18 protein-coding genes are annotated in these 17893 nt (G+C 68.7%); 11 read left to right on the top strand and 7 right to left on the bottom strand.

Annotated features, from left to right (window positions below; genetic code table 11):
* Positions 1-141: 141 nt before the first annotated feature.
* The gene (locus FOH10_RS02565; protein ID WP_039817011.1) at positions 142-1305 is read left to right on the top strand and encodes a DNA recombination protein RmuC; all 1164 of its coding nucleotides are present in this window, start codon (positions 142-144) and stop codon (positions 1303-1305) included.
* A 67-nt stretch (positions 1306-1372) separates the two neighbouring features.
* Positions 1373-2269: a DUF6542 domain-containing protein gene (locus FOH10_RS02560; RefSeq protein ID WP_186000690.1), complete on the top strand. Its 897-nt coding sequence runs from the start codon at positions 1373-1375 to the stop codon at positions 2267-2269.
* A gap of 463 nt (positions 2270-2732) precedes the next feature.
* Here FOH10_RS02560 and FOH10_RS02555 read toward each other — a convergent pair whose 3' ends face one another.
* The gene (locus FOH10_RS02555) at positions 2733-3737 is read right to left on the bottom strand and encodes a 4-hydroxy-3-methylbut-2-enyl diphosphate reductase (protein WP_039817014.1); all 1005 of its coding nucleotides are present in this window, start codon (positions 3735-3737) and stop codon (positions 2733-2735) included.
* Positions 3738-3850: 113 nt separating this feature from the next.
* Between FOH10_RS02555 and FOH10_RS02550 the strand changes: the two genes are divergently transcribed.
* The 4 genes from FOH10_RS02550 to FOH10_RS02535 all read left to right on the top strand — a co-directional run bounded on the left by FOH10_RS02550 (position 3851) and on the right by FOH10_RS02535 (position 6757).
* Complete coding sequence (locus FOH10_RS02550) at positions 3851-4585, top strand: lipid droplet-associated protein (RefSeq protein WP_039817015.1); 735 nt, start codon at positions 3851-3853, stop codon at positions 4583-4585.
* Positions 4586-4895: 310 nt separating this feature from the next.
* Positions 4896-6200 (top strand): exodeoxyribonuclease VII large subunit, encoded by a 1305-nt coding sequence (gene xseA, locus FOH10_RS02545; protein WP_244961547.1) that lies wholly within the window; start codon positions 4896-4898, stop codon positions 6198-6200.
* On the top strand, positions 6187-6408 hold the full coding sequence (locus FOH10_RS02540; protein WP_039817016.1) for an exodeoxyribonuclease VII small subunit: 222 nt from the start codon (positions 6187-6189) through the stop codon (positions 6406-6408). Before xseA ends, FOH10_RS02540 begins: the two co-directional genes overlap by 14 nt.
* A gap of 4 nt (positions 6409-6412) precedes the next feature.
* Positions 6413-6757: a VOC family protein gene (locus FOH10_RS02535; protein ID WP_143979479.1), complete on the top strand. Its 345-nt coding sequence runs from the start codon at positions 6413-6415 to the stop codon at positions 6755-6757.
* A 45-nt stretch (positions 6758-6802) separates the two neighbouring features.
* Here FOH10_RS02535 and FOH10_RS02530 read toward each other — a convergent pair whose 3' ends face one another.
* Positions 6803-7339, bottom strand: a complete 537-nt coding sequence (locus tag FOH10_RS02530; protein ID WP_228812472.1) for a DUF4245 domain-containing protein — start codon at positions 7337-7339, stop codon at positions 6803-6805.
* Positions 7340-7510: 171 nt separating this feature from the next.
* On the opposite strand from FOH10_RS02530, the gene glpX reads away from it, so the two are divergent.
* From glpX to FOH10_RS02515, 3 genes are all read left to right on the top strand, one after another.
* Entirely contained in the window at positions 7511-8542 is a 1032-nt protein-coding gene (gene glpX, locus FOH10_RS02525; protein ID WP_029931375.1) for a class II fructose-bisphosphatase, read from the top strand.
* 146 nt (positions 8543-8688) lie between these two features.
* Positions 8689-10092: a class II fumarate hydratase gene (locus tag FOH10_RS02520; protein ID WP_143979477.1), complete on the top strand. Its 1404-nt coding sequence runs from the start codon at positions 8689-8691 to the stop codon at positions 10090-10092.
* Between the two features lie 41 nt (positions 10093-10133).
* Positions 10134-10967 (top strand): PASTA domain-containing protein, encoded by an 834-nt coding sequence (locus tag FOH10_RS02515; RefSeq protein WP_186000689.1) that lies wholly within the window; start codon positions 10134-10136, stop codon positions 10965-10967.
* A gap of 284 nt (positions 10968-11251) precedes the next feature.
* Here FOH10_RS02515 and FOH10_RS02510 read toward each other — a convergent pair whose 3' ends face one another.
* A complete protein-coding gene (locus FOH10_RS02510; protein ID WP_143979475.1) occupies positions 11252-12430 on the bottom strand; it encodes an FAD-dependent monooxygenase in 1179 nt (392 codons plus the stop codon).
* 91 nt (positions 12431-12521) lie between these two features.
* Between FOH10_RS02510 and FOH10_RS02505 the strand changes: the two genes are divergently transcribed.
* A complete protein-coding gene (locus tag FOH10_RS02505; protein WP_143979474.1) occupies positions 12522-13235 on the top strand; it encodes a TetR/AcrR family transcriptional regulator in 714 nt (237 codons plus the stop codon).
* Between the two features lie 44 nt (positions 13236-13279).
* A complete protein-coding gene (locus tag FOH10_RS02500) occupies positions 13280-13702 on the top strand; it encodes a limonene-1,2-epoxide hydrolase family protein (protein ID WP_029931370.1) in 423 nt (140 codons plus the stop codon).
* 75 nt (positions 13703-13777) lie between these two features.
* Here the strand turns inward: FOH10_RS02500 and FOH10_RS02495 are convergent, their stop codons facing one another.
* The 4 genes from FOH10_RS02495 to FOH10_RS02480 form a co-directional block, all read right to left on the bottom strand.
* Positions 13778-14647 (bottom strand): acyl-ACP desaturase, encoded by an 870-nt coding sequence (locus FOH10_RS02495; RefSeq protein WP_244961545.1) that lies wholly within the window; start codon positions 14645-14647, stop codon positions 13778-13780.
* Between the two features lie 422 nt (positions 14648-15069).
* Complete coding sequence (locus tag FOH10_RS02490; RefSeq protein WP_143979472.1) at positions 15070-15669, bottom strand: LGFP repeat-containing protein; 600 nt, start codon at positions 15667-15669, stop codon at positions 15070-15072.
* Positions 15670-15856: 187 nt separating this feature from the next.
* Complete coding sequence (phoH2, locus tag FOH10_RS02485) at positions 15857-17134, bottom strand: RNA 5'-3' helicase PhoH2 (RefSeq protein WP_029931362.1); 1278 nt, start codon at positions 17132-17134, stop codon at positions 15857-15859.
* Between the two features lie 352 nt (positions 17135-17486).
* Entirely contained in the window at positions 17487-17861 is a 375-nt protein-coding gene (locus tag FOH10_RS02480; RefSeq protein ID WP_143979471.1) for a DUF488 domain-containing protein, read from the bottom strand.
* Between the last annotated feature and the right edge of the window lie 32 nt (positions 17862-17893).

Here is a 17893-nt window from a genome sequence, read left to right as displayed (position 1 = left end):
CGAGTCGCGAGAAACGCGCCGATGTATTGCACCGCGATTGCGAGACGACAACTGATGACCGCAGGCACGGATGCATAACAGTCGGCGGCACCCGGCCGTCCGCTGAAGTCACGGGGAGGCGGCTCTGCCACTATCAGGCGCATGACCGCACCGATGCTGTTCGCGCTGCTGTTGGTGTTCCTCGCCGGACTGGCCGTCGGCTGGCTCGCGCACGCCGCGCGGGCGGGTCAACGCGCCGCGGCCGCCGAGGCGCGACTCGCCGCCATGCACGACAACGAGCGGTTGCTACGCCAGTCGCTCAGCGCGGCCAGCGAGGACGCGGCACGACGGCAGTCCTACGCCATCGGCAACCTCGTGGAACCGCTGCGCGAAGCGGTCGGGAATCTGAATCGCCACATTCAGGAAGTCGAGCACAACCGCATCAACGCGTATTCGGGACTGCGCGAACAGGTCGCGGGAATGCAGCGCACCTCGCATCAGCTCTCCACCCAGACCGGTCAATTGGTGGCAGCGCTCAAAGCGCCGCAGGTGCGCGGCCGCTGGGGCGAGATCCAATTGGAACGCGTCGTCGAATTGGCCGGAATGGCCCGGCATTGCGACTTCGATACCCAGGTGACCCGGCGCGGCGATACCGTGATCCGGCCCGACCTGGTGGTGCGGCTGGCGGGCGGACGGCAGATCGTGGTGGACGCCAAGGTGCCGTGCACCGCCTATCTGGAGGCCGCGGCCGCCGAGGATCCGCATATTCGGAAACAGCAGCTGACCCAGCACGCCAAACAGCTGCGCGTGCACATCGATCAACTCGCCGACAAGGAGTACTGGCGGGCCTTCGATCCGTCACCGGAATTCGTGGTGCTGTTCGTGCCCGGCGATCCCTTTCTCGACGCGGCCCTCACCACCGACTCGGGCCTGCTCGAATACGCCTTCGGCCGGAATGTGATCCTGGCTACGCCGACCACCCTGGTCGCCCTGCTGCGGACGGTGGCGCTCGGCTGGCGGCAGGAGGCGCTGTCTCGCGATATGGCGACGGTGCATCAACTCGGACGCGAGCTGTACACGCGGTTGAGCGTCGCGGGGCGGCATATGGACGATCTGGGCGCACAGCTCGGAAAAACGGTGATGGCCTTCAACAAGGCCGTGGCATCGGTGGAGGCGCGGGTCATGGTGACCGCGCGCAAACTGCACGATTTGGAAATCGCCGAGACCCCCGTGCCCGATATCGACAGGGTGGACCATTGGCCGCGAGCGGTGGGTTTCACCGACGCGCCGGACGGTTATGCCGACAGTATCGACCAGCGCGGGTGACGCGCACTCGGCAAGCCGCTCGAGTCGCCTCCCTCGCGGAATAGCTACATGCTTTAGTGTGCTTGACGTGGCAGTTACCCCAAGCGAGCGAGCAGAGGTGCCCGTGTCGCACCGTTCGATTCTGCCGACGGTGCCGGGCATCCCCGCCGGAGCGGCGGTATTGATCGCGGTGACCTGTACCTTCCTGGGCTTCTTCATCGATGCCAGCGGGGGTTCCGAGCTCACGTTGACGTTCTCGTCGCTGTACGTGCTGGGCTGTGTGCTGGCGGTGCTGGCGGTGCGCTACCGGGGTCTGTTCACGGTGCTGGTGCTGCCGCCGCTGCTGTTGTTCTTCGCGGTGCCGCTGGCCTATCAGCAGCTGCTCGGCAACGCCGGGAGCCTGAAGCTCAAGGACATCCTGCTGAATCTGGCCATCCCGCTGGTCAACCGCTTCCCCACCATGGCGCTGGCGACCGTGCTGGTTTTGGCCATCGGGGGCCTACGCATATACCTGCACCGGCACGAGGGGATGCCCGGCGACGACCGGCCACGCGCACGGACCCGCGGCGGGCGTTCCGGCGGTGCCACACGTGCCCGCCGCTCTCGCACCGGCGAGAAGGACCCGGCCCGGCGACGCAGCCGCGCCGCCCGCGCGGCCGATGCCGAATTCGACGATCCCGCACCGAAATCCGGATCCCGCGGCCGCCGACCCACCGGCCGCGTGGCCGAACGCCCACCCCGCGTCGGCTCCGACCGCACCGCCGCCGACCGCAAACGCACCCCGGTGGACCGCAAGCCCGCCGGTGAGCGCACGCCCCCCGCCGACCGCAGGTCCGGCGACCGCACACCCCCCGCCGCCGCGGCCCGCAAGCCCCGGGGCGACCAGCCACCGCGCCGCCGCGCCGCCGCGAGCGGCGAGGTACCCCCGCACCCGCGCCCCAATGTGCGCTACCGCGACCGCGATTCGGGCCGCATCGAACGCTGAGCCACCCGACCCCACGCACACCCGCCCCGCCCCACGCCCGCACCCGGTGCTTGCACACGCCCCCGCTCGACCCCACTGCATACGCGGTACGGACGCGCGACCCACTCAGCTCGCCGCACCCACGCACGTGCGATCCACTCCACACACGCGCGGCCCACGCCACACGCGCGATCCACGCCGCACACGCGCGACCCGCTCGATCGCCCCGCCACCCGTGCGCAGCACACTCGGCCCGCCGCCGCACGGCGCCCAAGCGTGGTCGCGGTCCTGCTACCCCCGGTAACCGTTTCAGCCCCTGCGACAACAGCATGCGCCACGGATGAACCACGGACAACCGTGCGCCCCGTGCGGTTCGCACGGGGCGCACGGTTGGCCACCGGACGGCGGGCGGCGCGATCAAGCACAGTCAGGCGCACGCTGCGCGGTCAGCCACAGGCGGCACAGTCAGCCGCAAGCAGCACAGTCAGGCGCGGGCGGCGCGCAGTTCGCGGGGCAGGGCGAAGACCAGGGTCTCGTTGGCGGTGGTCACCGGCTGCACATCGCCGAAACCGTGGTCCGCCAGCAGTTCCAGCACGCCTTCGACCAGGATCTCGGGGACCGACGCGCCCGAGGTGATGCCGATGGTGCGAACGCCCTCCAGCCAGGCCGGGTCCACCTCGCGGGCGTAGTCGACCAGGTACGCGGCCCGCGCGCCCGCGCCCAGCGCCACCTCGACCAGGCGCACCGAGTTGGAGGAGTTGCGCGAACCCACCACGATCACCAGATCGCATTCCGGGGCCATGGCCTTGACTGCGGTCTGGCGGTTCTGGGTGGCGTAGCAGATGTCGTCGCTGGGCGGATCCTGCAGGCTCGGGAAGCGCTCCCGCAGGCGCTGCACGGTCTCCATGGTCTCGTCCACCGACAGCGTGGTCTGGGAGAGCCAGATGACCTTGTTCTCGTCGCGCACGGTGACGTTGTCCACCGCGTCGGGGCCGTCCACGAGCTGGACGTGGTCGGGGGCCTCACCGGCGGTGCCCTCCACCTCCTCGTGGCCCTCGTGGCCGATGAGCAGGATGTCGAAGTCGTCGCGGGCGAAGCGTTTGGCCTCCTGGTGCACCTTGGTCACCAGCGGGCAGGTGGCGTCGATGGTGTGCAGGCTGCGTTCGGCGGCGGAGGAGTGCACCATGGGCGAGACGCCGTGGGCGGAGAACACCACCACCGACCCCTCGGGCACCTCGTCGGTCTCGTCGACGAAGATCACCCCGCGCTCCCGCAGCGTCTCCACGACGTGCCGGTTGTGCACGATCTCCTTACGGACGTAGATGGGCGCGCCGTGCTTCTCGAGCGCCTTCTCCACGGTCTCCACCGCGCGGTCCACACCGGCGCAGTAACCACGGGGTTCGGCGAGCAGCACCCGCTTCGGCGAGTCGGCAGCACCCGAGACGGCCGACCGGGTGATTCCGACGTTCAATGGGATAGCCGAGGACATGCCCCACAGAATACGTGTGCGGAATGAACCGCATCGGGTCGGAGGCGCGACGATAATCACTTCCGGCGAATTCCGTCCTTTGCATCACACGCCGTTTCGGGCAGGCTAGGACCATGTTTCGACCTCCCTTCCTGGCCCGGGTCGCCGCCGGGGCCGCCGTCTATGCCCTCGAGGAAACCCGTCGGCTACCGAATACCGCGGTCAACCTCCCGATTACCGCCGTCAGCCAGCTGCTGCAGAACTTCATGCACGTGCAGCAGTTCGTGACCAGCCTCGCCCTCAAGGGCGACGAGGTTTTCGACCGCTTCGTGAACCGTCCCGAGGAACAGCCCGAGTGGGCCACCTTCGACGAGGACGCCGACGACGCGCAACTCCCCGGCACCACCGCGGAACCGGTACGCAGGAGCCGTTTCGACCTGTACAGCCCCGAAGACGCGGGCGCACCGGAGCCGGAACCGATCGCGGTCTCGGCCCCGCAGGCCCTGGTGTCGGAAACACCCGCGAGCCAGCCGGAATCCGTCGTCGCCGAGGAGCAGGAGGCCCCGGCCGCCGACCCCGAATCCGCCGCACCGCAACCCGCCGAGGCCGCTCCCGCCGAAAGCAGCACCCCCGCAAGCACTTCCAGCGCGTCCGGCAATGGCCACAACGGCAGTCTCGCGGCGGTCGAGCCGGAAGTCGCCTCCCGCTACGACTACATGAACATGACGCTGGCACAGCTGCGCGCCCGCCTGCGCATGCTCAGCGTGGAGGAGCTCTCCCAGCTGCTCGCCTTCGAACAGCAGACCCAGGCGCGTGCGCCGTTCGTCACCATGCTGACCAACCGCATCGCCACCGTGCAGGCCAAGTAGAAGACCCCTCGCCAGCGCCGGTCGCCCGGACAACCCGCCGGGCCGACCGGCGCTGTGCTGTGCCGCCTCCCCGGGACTTCAGCGCGCGGCCGAGAGCCGTCGACCGTCGCGCACGCGTGCCGGCGAGTGTGAAGGGCCGATACCACCGAGGGGGAACTGGTGGCGGTCCCTTCTCGGGCGATGCCGCCACCAGTTCCCCTTCGCCGAACGCTGACGTATGGGGCGGACTGGACGCTGGTCGGGGGGTGGGATGCGCGGAGTTTCGTGGGTGGGCGTCGGGGGTGTCGGTGGGGACCGTGACAATGGTGCGGTGACCGACACTGGTGCGGTGAATGCCGCTAAGTCCGAGCGGGGGGCGAGCTCTCCGGAGAATCCGTGGCCGGTGCGCACCATTTCGATCAAGGTGGCGCAGTGGATCGAGCGGCTCGGTGCGGTGTGGGTGGAGGGGCAGATCACGCAGATCAATCTGCGGCCGGGGACGCGGACGGCGTTTCTGGTGCTGCGGGATCCGGCCGCGGATATGTCGCTGTCGGTGACCTGTGATCCGGAGCTGCTGCGGAATTCCCCGGTGCCCTTGCAGGAGGGCAGCCGCGTCGTCGTGTACGGCAAGCTCTCCTTCTTCACCGGGCGCGGGACCATGTCGCTGCGCGTCACCGAGATCCGCCCCGTCGGCATCGGTGAGCTGCTGGCCCGCATCGAACGGTTGAAGGGGCTGCTGGCGGCCGAGGGGCTGTTCGATGAGCGGCTCAAGCGGCCGATCCCCTTCCTACCCAGACGAATCGGGCTCATCACCGGCCGCGCCTCGGCCGCCGAACACGATGTGGTGACCGTGGCGACCCAGCGCTGGCCCGCGGCGAAATTCGAGATTCGCAATACCGCCGTGCAGGGCCCGACCGCCGTACCGCAGATCCTGGAGGCCATCGCCGCGCTCGACGCACACCCCGAGGTGGATGTGATCGTGCTGGCGCGCGGCGGCGGCAGCGTCGAGGACCTGCTGCCCTTCTCCGATGAAACCCTGTGTCGGGCAATCGTTTCCGCCAAGACGCCGATAGTCAGCGCCATCGGGCACGAACCCGACAACCCGATCAGCGACTATGTGGCCGACCTGCGCGCCGCCACCCCCACCGACGCGGCCAAGCGGGTCGTCCCCGACGCCGCCGCCGAAATGGCGCTGCTGCGCGAGCTCACCGAACGCGCCGCCGCCGCCCTGCGCGGCTGGGTGGACCGTGAATCCCGCGCCCTGGCGCAGCTGCGCTCCCGCCCCGTGCTGGCCGAGCCACTGCGTCTGCTCGACCAGCGCTACGACGAGGCGGAGCGACTGCGCACCGCCGGCCGCCGCGCGGTCGAGCACCTGCTCACCGCCGAATCCACCACCACCCGGCACCTGCGCGAGAAGCTCACCGCCGTCGGCCCGGCCGCCACCCTGGCGCGCGGATACGCGGTGGTGCAACGGGTTACGGGCAGCGAGCGGCATGTGGTCCGCTCCATCGACGATTCCCCGGCTGGCAGTCAGCTGCGCATCCGCGTCGCCGACGGCGCGGTCACCGCCGCCGCGCTCGGCAGCCAACCCCTCGGCCCCCGCCCCCGAAAGGAGTCCACCGATGACCGAGAGTGACCTCGCCGAAATCGCCGGATTCGGTTACGAACGCGCCCGCGACGAGCTGGTGAACGTGGTGAAGATGCTCGAACAGGGCGGCATGGACCTGGACGACTCGCTCGCCCTGTGGGAGCGCGGCGAGGCGCTCGCCACCCGATGCGAGGAGCACCTCGCGGGCGCGCGCCAGCGTGTGGAGGACGCATTGGCGCGGCGCGATCAGGAGTGAGCCGATGAGCATCCGCCGTACCGTCCCCGACATCCGCACCGCGGACATGGCCGCCAGCCGGGCCTTCTACCGTGCGCTCGGCTTCGAGGAGGTCATGGACCTCGGGTGGGTCGTCACCCTGGCCAGTCCCGACAATCCGACCGCCCAGGTGCTCCTGATCGGTCCGGACGCGGAGGGACCGCAGCCGGATATGAGCGTCGAGGTCGACGACGTGGACGCCGCACACGCCGCCATGGTCGCCGCCGGGGCGGAGATCGTCTACGCCCTGCGCGACGAGCCATGGGGTGTACGGCGGTTCTTCGTTCGCGACCCGAACGGAACCGTCGTCAATGTGGTCGCCCACCGCTGACGGCCACGAGAGCGGGGCGACGTGCGGCCCCGCGATCCGGGAGCGCTACAGCGGGTCGGCGCTGCCGATGGCGGTGGCGAGCGTTGTGTAGGCGGCGGGGTTGCCCGCGCCCTTGATGAGGACGCGGGAGTCGCCGAAGTCGGTGATCCAGGCGGTTTCGGTGCCGGGCTCGGCGTAGACCACCCACTTGCGGTCGCCGATCTGTTCGGTGCCGGTGGCGTAGCGGGTGTCGACCACGTGTTTGGCGAGGGCTTCCTCGGTGGCGCCGGTCTGCGAGAGCTGCATGTAGGTGCCCTGCGGGGTGATGTACCCCACGGTGCTCAGCGGGCCGCCGCCGGTGCCCGCGATGGTGTCGCGATGTCCCGAGTTGGGCGTCCACCCCTCCGGCAGCGCCGGTTCCCGAATGGCGAACGGCATGTTCGCGGCGTCGTCGGCCAGCGCGGCGCTCACGTCGAAGTCCGGAATCTGCCCGGGCGTCGGACCTTTCGCCGAGAAGGTGCACTGGCTGGCGATCCCGGCGATGACCAAGCAGATCAGCACCAGCGGGAACAACGACCAGAACAGGTCCTTCCAGTCGTTCATGATCCGCGGCTTTTGATACGACACGCACCCAGTATCCACGGCCGGGTACTGCGACCCGGCACACAGGTGCGCCTCCCGCACTTACGGAATTGGAACGTGAGTACCTGAATGCCGCCGTCGACCTCAATGCGACAATTCACGCAGCAGTTGACAACCAAGGAGGCACCCGTCATGACCGCATCCAGCCGCCGCGAGGCTCCGGATCGCAACCTGGCCCTGGAGTTGGTCCGAGTCACCGAGGCCGGGGCCATGGCCGCCGGACGCTGGGTGGGGCGCGGCGACAAGGAAGGCGGCGACGGTGCCGCCGTCGACGCCATGCGGCAGCTGGTGGCGACCGTCTCCATGCGCGGCATCGTGGTGATCGGCGAGGGCGAGAAGGACGAAGCGCCCATGCTGTACAACGGCGAACTGGTCGGCGACGGCACCGGCCCGGAGCTGGACTTCGCGGTCGACCCGATCGACGGCACCACCCTCATGTCCAAGGGTTCGGCGGGTGCTATCTCCGTGCTCGCGGTGGCCGAGCGCGGCGCCATGTTCGACCCCTCCGCGGTGTTCTACATGGAGAAGATCGCCGTCGGCCCGGAGGCCGCCGATGTCATCGACCTGTCGGCCCCCATCGGCGAGAACCTGCGCCGCGTCGCCAAGGCCAAGAACTCCGCCGTCTCCGACCTGACCGTCGTCGTCCTGGACCGCCCGCGCCACGCCCGCCACATCCAGGAGGTGCGCGACGCGGGCGCCCGCATCCGCCTCATCTCCGACGGTGACGTGGCCGGAGCCATCGCCACCGCCCGCCCCGAATCCGGCGTGGACATGCTGATCGGCATCGGCGGCACCCCCGAGGGCATCATCGCCGCCGCCGCCATGCGCTGCATGGGCGGCGCGTTGCAGGGCAAGCTGGCCCCCAAGGACGACGAGGAGCGCCAGAAGGCCATCGACGCCGGACACGACCTGGACCGCATCCTCAATACCGAGGACCTGGTCTCCGGCGAGGACGTGTTCTTCAGCGCCACCGGCGTCACCGACGGCGATCTGCTGCGCGGCGTGCGCTACTTCGGCGGCGGCGCCTACAGCCAGTCCATCGTCATGCGCGCCAAGTCCGGCACCGTCCGCATCATCGACGCCTACCACCGCCTCACCAAACTGCGCGAGTACTCCTCGGTGGACTTCGTCGGTGACGAGGACGCCGCTCCCCCGATGCCCTGACCCGCGTGCGGCCGCCCGCTCCGCCCCGGCGGCGGGCGGCCGAACGACACCCCCGCTTATTCCCAGTGCGCCAACCGCCTTCGGTGTGCTGATCCCCTCAGGCGTGGCATCCCCACGGGCCCCCGCACGGGCCTAGGGTCGAGTGCATGAGCGAGGAGACCGAGTACCGCATCGAACACGACACCATGGGCGAGGTCCGCGTCCCCGTCGACGCGCTGTGGCGGGCGCAGACCCAGCGCGCGGTGGAGAACTTCCCGATCAGCGGGCGCGGGCTGGAGCGGGCGCAGATCCGGGCGCTGGGGTTGCTGAAGGCCGCCACCGCGGTGGTGAACCGGGATCTGGGGCTGTTGGACACCACCAAGGCCGATGCCATCATCGCGGCCGCCGGTGAGATCGCCGACGGCGCGCACGACGATCAGTTCCCGATCGATGTCTTCCAGACCGGGTCCGGCACCAGTTCGAATATGAACGCCAACGAGGTGATCGCGACCATCGCCGCCCGGGCCGGTGTGACCGTGCACCCCAACGACGACGTGAACATGTCGCAGTCGTCCAACGACACCTTCCCGACCGCCACGCATCTGGCCGCCACCGAGGCCGTGGTGAAGGATCTGGTTCCGGCACTGGATCATCTGCGGCTGGCGCTGCTGGACAAGTCCACCGAATGGCGCGACGTGGTGAAGTCCGGGCGCACCCATCTGATGGATGCCGTGCCGGTCACGCTGGGGCAGGAGTTCGGCGGTTACACCCGGCAGGTGAGCGCCGGGATCGAGCGGCTGCTCGCCACCCTGCCGCGCCTGGGCGAGTTGCCCATCGGCGGTACCGCGGTGGGCACCGGCCTCAATGCCCCGGCTGGGTTCGGGGCGAAAGTCGTTGCGGAACTGAAGAAGTCGACCGGACTCGACGCCCTGTCGGAGGCCAAGGACCACTTCGAGGCGCAGGCCGCCCGGGACGGGCTGGTCGAGGTCTCCGGTGCGCTGCGCACCGTCGCCATCAGCCTCACCAAGATCGCCAACGATATCCGCTGGATGGGGTCGGGCCCGCTCACCGGCCTGGCCGAATTGCAGCTGCCGGATCTGCAGCCGGGCTCGTCCATCATGCCGGGCAAGGTGAATCCCGTTCTCCCCGAAGCGGTTACCCAGGTCGCCGCGCAGGTGATCGGCAATGACGCGGCGGTCGCCTGGGGCGGCGGCAACGGCCATTTCGAACTCAATGTGTACATCCCGATGATGGCCCGCAATGTGCTGGAGTCGACCCGGCTGCTGGCGAATGTCTCGCGCCTGTTCGCCGACAAGTGCGTGCGCGGCCTCACCGCCGATATCGAGCGACTGCAGCGGCTGGCCGAATCCTCACCCTCCATCGTGACCCCGCTCAACTCCGCCATCGGCTACGAGGAGGCCGCCGCGGTCGCCAAGCAGGCGTTGCAGGAGCACAAGACGATTCGCCAGACCGTCATCGATCGCGGCCTCATCGGCGACGCGCTGTCCGTCGCGGAACTCGACCGCCGCCTGGACGTGCTGTCGATGGCAAAAGTCAACGACGACAAATAATCTCGTGCGGGTATGACCTACCCGAAGGGATGCTTGTGAGAATGCGCGTTGTCGTCGCGGTCGCGGCGACACTGATCGCCCTGCTGTCCGGCTGCTCGAGTGAACGGCCCGACACCGCGACGGAGCCGACCGCGACGACAACCGCCGCACCGACGACGGGCACCACCGCACCGACCACGACCGCCCCGAGTACGGGCGAGCCCGTCGACGCGGCGGCGTACCACCTGGCGGATACGCCGACCGGCACGCCCGGGTACTACTTCCGGACGCCCAGCGGCAATTTCCGCTGCGCCATCTTCGACGAACCGCTGGCGCTCGCCGATACGGCCGTCGAGGCCGGTTGCCAGGGCCGCGTCGCGGCGGTTCCGGACGGCGAGCAGCCGTGCGCGGAGAGTTCCGGGGCGCAGCCGCCGATGCCCGCCTTCGGCCTGAGTCTGGACGGGCCGCGGTTCGCCTGCACCACCGAGGGATTGTTCTACGGTCCGGGCGATATCGCGGCGCTGCCCTACGACTCCTATCTGGAGATCGGGAATGTGCGGTGCCTGTCCCGCGAGGTCGGCATCACGTGCGAGCAGCGGTCGTCCGGGGCGTCGTTCTTCGTCTCGAAGGAATCCAGTCGGCTGGAGAGCTCCGGCGGGGCGGACGCGACGCTGGTCGCGGTGCCCGATGTGCGCGGTGAGCGGCCGATCCGCGCGGAGAACCTGCTCGCCGAGGCCGGACTGCTGGCGAAGGTCGTGGGCGGCACCGATCGCGGGCCGCACGACGGGCAATGCGTGGTGGCGGAACAGGATCCCGCCGCTGGTACGAAAGTGACTGCTGGGACTTTGATTACTCTCACGACCGGCGAGGTGGGATTCGGCGCGGGCAGCTGCTGAAAATCAGGACTCGGCACCTGCCCGGTCAGCGACCTATTTTCCGAATGCCGGACGAAATGTGAAACGGGTCACGCATTGCTCCCGATTAGCTGGGTGTCCGCATAAAGCGGATGTTCCACGAAAGGAAAGAACAATGTTGACTGGACTCGCTGCCTTCTTCGTCGCTCTCGGCGCAGCTGGACTCGTGGCCGCCCTGGCGACACTGGGCATCATCATTTGAATATCTCGGTCGGTGGGTATGGTGGCGTCGGTCGCCATACCCACGCACCGGGGTGCGATGATTGTCATCTCGCACCGATATTTTCCGGATAGTCCCTCAGGTCGATGTCGTTCGCGGCCCTGTCGCTGTACTTCACCATCCACGCGAAGGCACGCGAACCCAGGAACCGGTTCCGGAAACGAATTCCCAGCGCGGTCTTCGGGGCCAGGAAGGGTCCCGGGTTGGCACCGTCGACCGTGCGCAGGTATCGCTTCACGATCTCGTCGTAGCGGGCGAAGGCCACCGTGTGGTCGCCACCCGCGGCGGCGAGTTCACCTGCGAGAACGTATGCGCCCACCACCGCGAGGCCGGTGCCGAAACCGGCGAGCGTATTACCGTGGGCGGCATCGCCGACGAGCGCCACGCGCCCGGTGGTGAATTTCTTCGTTCGCACCCGGCTGATCGAATCCAGATAGCAGGTGTCGGCGGCTTCGAGTTCGCGGAGCGTTTCGGGTACTCGCCAACCCATTCCGGTGAACCTGTCGATGACGATGCGTTTCTGGGCGGCGGTGTCGTCCCGGGGGTAGTCGAGTTCCGAGGACGCGAACATATACAGCTGCGGTGATTTCGGTCCGCCCGCGATGACGAGCCGTCCGGGGGTGTTGTACGCATAGGCCGTTTCCCGCGTTCGCGGCGTGCCGGGGTCGATCGGTCGGTCACCGGCGATGCAGTAATACCAGCCGCGATGGCGCACGTGGTCGCGCTCCGGACCGAATGCCAATCGCCGTACGCCGGAATGTATTCCGTCCGCGCCGAAAACCAGGTCGAAAACCCGAGCCGGAGCCTTCTCGAATTCGATGTGCACACCGTCGGAATCCGCTCGCAGACCGGTGATCCGATCCCCGAAGATGTATTCGCAATTCGCCGCACTGTGGTCGTACAGCACACGCGCCAGGTCACCACGCCGGATCTCGAGCTCGCCGCCGGTGAAATCTCCCGACATGAACGCCAATTCGGTGCCGTCGGCGTCGACGAACCGGGTGTCGGTGGTGCCGGTGCGGCGGGCGCGCAGGTCGTCGAGCACACCCATGCGCGCGAGCACGGTCAACTGGGTCGCACCCTTGAAGTCGACCGCCTGACCTCCGGGCCGCAGCGCGGGAGCCCGCTCCACCACGGTCACGTCGAAGCCGTAGCGGTGCAGCCAGTAGGCGAGCGTGGGCCCGGCGATGCTCGCGCCGGAGATCAGAACCGAGGTACTGCGCATGACGTTCCCTTCAATTGCGTCCCGTGGACGCATTAAAGCGTATGTCGGACGCAGTTAGACGTCAACGCCGTTTTCCGGAAGGATGGCCCCCATGGCGGCACCCACCACCACGGAACTGCTGTGGGGCACCCGGCAGCGGCCCAAACGCGGCCCCAAACCCTCGCTCACGCTGGAACGCATCGTCGCCGAGGCCATCGCCCTCGCCGATGCGGAAGGGCTCGCGAGCCTGTCCATGGCGCGGCTCGGCGAGCGGCTCGGCTGCGCCAAGATGGCGCTCTACCGCTATGTGCCCGGGAAGGCCGAACTCACCGCCCTCATGCTCGATACCGCCGTGGGCGCGCCGCCGGACCTCGACGCCGACGAACCGTGGCGCGACTATCTGGGCCGCTGGGCGGAAACGCTGTACCAGCGCATGCACACCCATCCGTGGACCATCGAACTCTCAGTAGGCGCGCACGTCATGGGCCCGCACGAGATGAGTTGGGTGGAGACCGCACTGCACGCGCTCGCCGACACCGGGTTGACGGCCGCCGAACAGTTCGACACCGTGGTGCTGCTGATCGGACACGTGCGCAGCCTCGTCCAGCAGATCGGCGGCGGCGACGGCGCCGACGCGGAAGGACGGTTGCAGCGGGAGATGGCGGCGGTGCTGGCCGCGCACGGTCGGGCTTTTCCGCACGTGGTCGCCGCGCTGGCCGCGGCGACGGCCGGGCCGACCGGGGAGTCCGGACGCGACAACGCGCTGAGATTCGGCATCGACCGGATTCTCGACGGGGTGGCGGCACTGGTCGCACGGCGGAAGTGAGCCGAATACTGTTGTCCGGCAGCGCCCGGGCTTAGAGTCGGAAGATGTCCGACTTACCCGAACTGCGGCAGGACGCCGTCACGACGGTGCGCGAATTCTTCGCCGCCCTCGAGGTCAACGCCCTCGACGAGGCCATGGACCTCGTCCATCCCGGAATCGTCTGGAAGAACACCTCGCTGCCGGATGTGCGCGGGGCCGACCGCGTGCGCTGGGTGCTGAATCGCTTCGCGGGACCCCGGTACGGGTTCCGCGCCGATATGCACCATGTCGCGGCCACCGAGGACGGCGTCGTGCTCACCGAACGCACCGACTATCTGCGGGTGGGGTCGGTGGAAGTGGCCTTCTGGGTGTGCGGCACGTTCGAATTCGTCGACGGGCGCATCTTCGTGTGGCACGACCACTTCTCGTGGGAGAACTTCGTGCGCGGGACCGTCGTGGGAGTGGCGCGGGCGCTGTTCTCGCGCTGAGCGCGGCCGCGAACACGACCGCGCCCGCTCCGGGCGGAGCGGGCGCGATGGTGGATCCGGGGCGGTCGCGACGTGTCAGCGGGCGACGACGAGGCGCAGCGATTCCAGTTCGGTGCGGGCCTGTTCGCCGGTTTCGCCGAGGTCGGTGCGACCGAAGACGTTCCAGCGCTCCAGCAGGGGGGCGTAGACGAGTTCGGGTTCCTTGGCGCGGTCGTATATGCCCGCGTCGGCGAGAACCTCATCGCTGCTGCGGCCGTCGGTGAGGGTGGCCTCGGGGACCCGGAAGTCGGCGATGCGGTCGGCGATGGCGCGCATGGTCTGGTCCGGGAAGCGGTCCAGGGCGGCGGCGATCAGGTTGGCGAAGAATTCCGCCTGGAGTTCGTCGTCGACGGCGATGCGCCGGGCGATCTCGGTGACCAGGGGGTTCTCGTCGAGTGCCTCGGTATTGCGATGCCGCACCGCGGACGCGGTCTCCTCGAGGGCGCAGACCGCCAGCACGTCCAGCAGGTGCATGGGCGGGCGGCGGAAGCCGCGGGTCATATGCTCCATGCGCATCCGCTCCAGCTCCACCGGGTCCACCGCGCGGGTGACCATGAGGTAGTTGCGGATGAGGATCTCGTGCCGGTTCTCCTCCGCGGTCCACCGGCCGACCCAGCGCCACCACGGGCCGCGCCGCAGGTGCTTGCCCAGTTCCCGGTGGTAGGACGGCAGGTTGTCGGCGATGAGCACGCTGACGGTGAGCGCCAGTTTCGCGGTCTCGCTCAGCTCGGATTGCGCGGGGTCCCAGTCGATCCCACCGAGGAAGGCGAAATTGCGACCGTCGTCCCAGGGCACGTGGTCATGCGGCTGCCACCCCGCGGCAGCGGCGATGTGGCGGGTCAGATTGGTCTCCACCTCCGGCGCGAGTGCGTCGAGGAGGTCGCGGTCGGACAGCACGTTCTGCACCGGCACAATCTAGCGGCTGCGCGGCAAACATGGGGATCTTCGCGCCGTATTCGCAACGGCTATCGCAAAACCCAGCATCGCGCCGCGTGTCGCCGCCGCGTGAAGCGTGTCGCGCGCGCCGCACGAAGGGTCCCCTGCGGCACTCCGCGAAACTCCAGCGCCCCGCCGACCAGTCGGTACCGAGCAGCGCTCCGAGTGTGGCCGACACTCCGAAGCACTCGAGTCCGCAACATGGTGACACCGAACAGATCCGGTTCCGCACCGTGCGATCCGAGGCAGCGGCGCATGCCCTACAGGCACCTCTCCGCCCGGAGGCGTCCGGGAAACGCGGCACAGCGCGCGGTGCGGGCCGTCCCCGGGCACGAATCGAGCGGCAGAAACGCCTCGGGCTCGGGTACGCCCGAACCCGAGGCGGCGGGACACTACTTCTCGGTCACCGTGATCTGTCGGTCCACCCAGGTGATGGTGCCGCCGGTGAAATCGCTCTGCTTACCGCCCGCGATATCCATCTCGTCGGTGGTCGGGTAGCCGAGCTTGCCGCCGGGACCGCCGTTCGCCATCCAGGCGTCCCGGATCTCACCCCAGACGATGTGCGCACCGGTGTCCGGGCTGCTGTAGATGGCTCCGCCCTCGAACGCCTGCATGGTGCCGCCGCCGGGAGCGTCCTGCGATTCCCCGGTGGGTTCGCCCAGCGGGCTCGTCACGCCGCCGACGGCGTTGTACTTCTCCAGAATCGAGCCGGACACCTCGATGTCCCCGGCGGCGGTGGGGATCTTCGTTGTCGGGGTGTCGTCACGGTCGGCGTCGTTGCGGTCGGTCTCGTTGCGGTCGGTCTCGTTGCGGTCGGTCTCGTTGTCGTGGGTATCGTCGGCGTGTTCGGTGGCCGTGGCCATCGCCGTGGTCGTCGCCATCCCGGTGTCGGGCTTGGCATCCTTGTCGTCCTTGGCGCAGCCGGCGAGCGGCAGCGCCACCAGGGCGATCGCGGTCATGAATCCGGCCGTGCGTCGAGCGAAGTGGTGCATGGTCATCCTCCCGCTACGGGCCGCACGGAGGTGCCGCGTTGCCACGACACCTCCGGCGACTCAGATCGACATTCGGCAGCTGTTCGGCAAACCGTCACTGTCAGCCGAAATCAGCTTCGAGCAGGTACTTTGCCGGAATATACCCGTCGACCTGTGAGGCAAACCACATGCCCGGCAGTAGCCGGGGTCAGGCGTTGGGTCCGTACTCCTCCAGCATCTCGGTGACCAGGGCGGCGATCGGGGAACGCTCGCTGCGGGTCAGTGTGATGTGGGCGAACAGCGGATGCCCCTTCAGCTTCTCGATCACGGCGGCCACGCCGTCGTGCCGACCGACCCGAAGGTTGTCGCGCTGCGCCACATCGTGGGTGAGCACCACCCGCGATCCCGTGCCCAGGCGACTGAGCACGGTGAGCAGCACATTGCGTTCCAGCGACTGCGCCTCGTCCACGATCACGAAGGAGTCGTGCAGCGACCGACCGCGAATGTGGGTGAGCGGTAGCACCTCCAGCATGCCGCGCGCCTGCACCTCCTCCATCACCTCCTGGCTGGCGAGACCCTCGAGGGTGTCGAAGACGGCCTGCGCCCACGGCCCCATCTTCTCGCTCTCCGAACCGGGCAGGTAACCCAGATCCTGGCCGCCGACCGCGTACAGCGGGCGGAACACCACGACCTTGCGGTGCGACCGACGCTCCAGCACGGCCTCCAGTCCGGCCATCAGCGCCAGCGCCGACTTACCGGTACCGGCGCGGCCGCCCATGGACACGATGCCGACGCTCTCGTCCAGCAGCAGATCCAGGGCGATGCGCTGTTCGGCGGAGCGGCCGTGCAGACCGAACGCCTCGCGATCACCGCGCACCAGCTGCACCCGCTTGTCCGGAGTCACCCGGGCCAGTGCGCTGCCGTTGGTGCCGAGCAGCCGAATGCCGGTGTGGCACGGCAGATCCCGGGCCTCGTCCAGATCGATGACGGAGTCGGCGTAGAGCTTGTCCACCACCGCCGCACTGACATCCAGCTCGGTCATACCGGTCCAGCCGGAGGTGACCACATCCTGGGCGTGGTACTCGTCGGCGGCCAAGCCGACCGCACTCGCCTTGACGCGCAGCGGAATGTCCTTGGACACCAGCACGACTCGATGACCCTCGGCGGCCAGATTCAGCGCACAGGCCAGAATCCGGGAGTCGTTGGTATCGGTGCGGAACCCGACCGGCAGCACCTCCGGATCGGTGTGGTTCAGCTCGACCTGCAAGGTCCCACCGTCGACGCCGACCGGAATCTCCTGGTCGAGTCGTCCGTGCTGGAGTCGGAGATCGTCCAGCATGCGCAGTGCCTCGCGGGCGAACCAGCCCAGTTCGTGGTGGTGGCGTTTGGCCTCGAGCTCGCTGATCACCACGATCGGCAGCACCACATGATGCTCACCGAAGCGGGTGACAGCCCAAGGGTCCGACAGCAACACCGAGGTGTCCACGACAAAGGTTTTACGTCCGGATTCGGACGACTGCGAGGCGCGAACTCCCTTTCCGGTGCTCGCGGTGCGGGCATCCCTGCTGGGAGCGGTTACGGAGCGTGCATCAGTCACGGTGGGCTCCTTTGTCACCCACGCGGCCCCGCGCGGGTGTTCTCGCTGGGCCGGTCCGCCCTGTAGGTCAGTCGACCCGAGGGCCGGGTGCCGGCCCCCTCGCACTGAGTTGCTCAGTCACGACCAGGACCTCCCGTACGGGCCACCTCTACGCGACCCGCACCCCCGACGCTACAGCCGAATTGGACTTCCGGCCTACCGAGTTACAGGCGTGTTGGTGAAGATCCCGTTAACGGACGCCCTATTCGGGCGATTCGCCCAATTCGGCGAGGAGAATCGGAACGTGGCTGTGATCAGGTTCTTTCACAGCCGTGACCAGCGTCGATGTTTGCGAAGCGGCATCGTGGCGCAACCGCGCCAGCATCTCCCGCGCGGCATCGTCGGCGAGCTCGGCGCGGTACCGGCGCTCGAACTCCGCCCGCCGCCCCACCGGGTCGGCGTGGAACCACTTCCGCAGCGCCGCGGAGGGCGTCACCTCCTTGGCCCACTCGTCGATCTCCGCCGCCTGTTTGCTGATCCCGCGCGGCCACAGCCGATCCACCAGTATTCGGCGACCGTCACTCGGCTCCGGCGGGTCGTACACCCTCTTGACCTGGAAACGCGGTTGCTCTGCCATCTCCGTATGGCAGCACGACCGGGCGGCCGACG

Origin of the sequence: Nocardia otitidiscaviarum (assembly GCF_007362295.1) — a bacterium.
Taxonomy (GTDB): Bacteria; Actinomycetota; Actinomycetes; order Mycobacteriales; family Mycobacteriaceae; genus Nocardia; species Nocardia otitidiscaviarum.
Note: the sequence above shows the minus strand (reverse complement) of the source record. Positions and strands in the feature narration are given on the sequence as shown.